The organism is Inquilinus sp. (assembly GCF_057815775.1).
In genome coordinates this window covers 1-2498 of the sequence record NZ_JBYRFX010000550.1, presented here as the reverse complement: position 1 = coordinate 2498, position 2498 = coordinate 1, and the positions used below count along the sequence as shown (strand labels likewise).

Sequence of the window (2498 nt, the reverse complement as noted above, 5' to 3'; positions counted from 1 at the left end):
GCCCAGCGCGAACAGTTCATGGTCCAGGCGGCCAAGCTCTATTACGACCTGGACCGGAACCAGAGCGAGATCGCGCAGGAACTCGGCCTGACCCGCTGGCAGGTCGGCCGGCTGCTGCAGGAGGCGCGCGAGACCGGCATCGTCCGGATCGAGATCGTGCCGCGGGCGCAGCGCCGGCCGGATCTGGAAAGCCGGCTGCAGGCGCGCTGGGGCCTGCGCGAGGCGATCGTGGTGCCCGGGCCGGCCTCCGGCGACAGCATCGCCGATGAAGGCATCGCCATCGACGCCGTGGCCCAGGCGGCCGGCCAGTATCTCGCGGCGCTGACGCCCAGCCCGGCGCTGGTCGGCGTGTCCTGGGGCCGCACCATGACGGCGGTGGCCCGGCGCCTGCCGCCGCGCTGGAACGACGGCGTCCAGGTGGTGCTGATGAACGGCGCCACCAACATCCGCGGCACCGCCTTCCGCACCAACGCCGTGGCCGAAGGCTTCGCCGAGGCCGGTAACGGCTCGGCCACGCTGCTGCCGGTGCCGGCGATCGTCGGCAACCCGGCCACCCGCACGGTGCTGGAAGAAGACCCCGTCATCGCCGGCATCCTCGACATCGCCCGCAAGGCGCCCGTCGCCTGCTTCGGCATGGGGCCGATGACCACCCGCTCCGTGCTGGTTGATTCCGGCTATCTCGATGCCGGCGAGATCGCGGCCTTGCAGCGGGCCGGCGCGGTCGGCGACGTGCTCGGCCGCTTCCTCGATGCCGAGGGCCGGATCGTGTCGCCCGAGCTCGACGCCCGCACCATCGGGCTGCGCCCCGAGGCGCTGCGCGACAAGGCCTATGCCATCGGCGTCGCCGCCGGCGCCCACAAGGCCGGCATCGCCCGCGCCTGCCTGGCGGCGCGCTACATCAATGTCCTGGTCACCGATGCGGCCACCGCCGCGCAGCTTCTGAGCGGAGACGTCAATGCCTGATCTTGGAGCCCATGCCGAGCTGGCGGCCCGCAACAGTCACCGCAATCCCGGCATGGCGCTGGAGCTGGACTGGGTCGAGGCGGCGCGGGTCAATCTCCGCGCCGCCGAGCGCCGGGCCGCGACCCTGACCACCCGGCGCAGCGTGAAGAAGGAATACCAGGCCGCCTGGCTGGTGAAGGCGATCACCTGCATGGACCTGACCACCCTGGCCGGCGACGACACGCCGGGCCGGGTGCAGCGCCTGTGCGCCAAGGCCCGCCGCCCACTGCGCGACGATCTGGTCGAGGCGCTGGGTCTGGGCGACCGGCCGCCGACCACCGGTGCTGTCTGCGTCTACCCGACCATGGTCGCGCCGGCGGTCAAGGCGCTGGCCGGCAGTGGCATTCCGGTCGCCTCGGTCGCCACCGGCTTCCCGGCCGGGCTGACGCCGCTGCCACAGCGGCTGGCCGAGATCCGCTACGCCGTGGGCGAGGGCGCCGCCGAGATCGACATCGTCATCAACCGGGCCCAGGTGCTGAACCGCGACTGGGCGGCGCTGTATGACGAGGTCCGGGCGATGCGCGAGGCCTGCGGCGAGGCGCATCTGAAGACCATCCTGGCCACCGGCGACCTGAAGACCCTGCGCAATGTCGAGGCCGCCAGCCTGGTCTGCATGATGGCCGGCGCCGATTTCATCAAGACCTCGACCGGCAAGGAGGACGTCAACGCCACCCTGCCGGTCAGCCTGGTGATGGTGCGCGCCATCCGCGACTACCAGGCCCGCACCGGCGAACGCGTCGGCTTCAAGCCGGCCGGCGGCCTGCGCACCGCCAAGGACGCCATCGCCTGGCTGATCCTGATGAAGGAGGAGCTGGGCCGGCCCTGGCTGGAGCCGGAGCTGTTCCGCATCGGCGCCTCCTCGCTGCTCGCCGATGTCGAGCGCCAGCTCGAGCATTTCGTCACCGGCCGGTATTCGGCCGGCCACCGCCACGCCGCCGCCTGAGGACCCAGACCATGCCCCGGATCGCGGAGATTCTCGACACCATGGAGTACGGCCCGTCGCCCGAGGACAGCGGCATCGCCCGCGAGTGGCTGGCGCGGCATGAGGCCGGCTTTGGCCATTTCATCGACGGCAAGTTCGTCGCCCCGGCCGAAGGCGGCCGGTTCGAGGTGCTCAACCCGGCCACCGGCAAAGTGCTGGCACAAGTGGCACAGGGCACGGCGAAGGACGTCGAGGCGGCGGTGAAGGCCGCGCGCCGGGCGCAGAAGGGCTGGGCGGCGCTGCCAGGCCACCAGCGCGCGCGCCACCTCTATGCCCTGGCCCGCCATGTCCAGCGCCGCGAGCGGCTGCTGTCGGTGGTCGAGACCATGGACAACGGCAAGCCAATCCGCGAGAGCCGGGACATCGACATCCCGCTGGTCGCCCGCCATTTCTACCACCATGCCGGCTGGGCCTCGCTGGTCGAGACCGAATTTCCGGGCTACCGCCCGGTCGGGGTCTGCGGCCAGATCATCCCGTGGAATTTCCCGCTGCTGATGCTGGCCTGGAAGGTGGC

General features: G+C 71.7%; 3 protein-coding genes. All 3 read left to right on the top strand.

The genetic code is table 11. The features are described from left to right. The coding region (locus tag AC3XYG_RS19120; protein ID WP_489141448.1) for a sugar-binding transcriptional regulator at window positions 1-963 on the top strand (963 nt) is incomplete at its 5' end. Further along, window positions 956-1945, top strand: coding sequence for a deoxyribose-phosphate aldolase (gene deoC / locus AC3XYG_RS19115; protein ID WP_489141447.1), 990 nt, complete (start codon window positions 956-958; stop codon window positions 1943-1945). The genes AC3XYG_RS19120 and deoC, both read left to right, overlap by 8 nt. Before the next feature lie 11 nt (window positions 1946-1956). Continuing rightward, window positions 1957-2498: aldehyde dehydrogenase family protein (locus tag AC3XYG_RS19110; RefSeq protein WP_489141446.1), on the top strand; the 542-nt coding region annotated here is incomplete at its 3' end.

Bases quoted from the DNA above. Each gene is read 5' to 3' on its own strand.
- deoC (WP_489141447.1), top strand. From the start codon at position 956: ATGCCTGATCTTGGAGCCCATGCCGAGCTGGCGGCCCGCAACAGTCAC.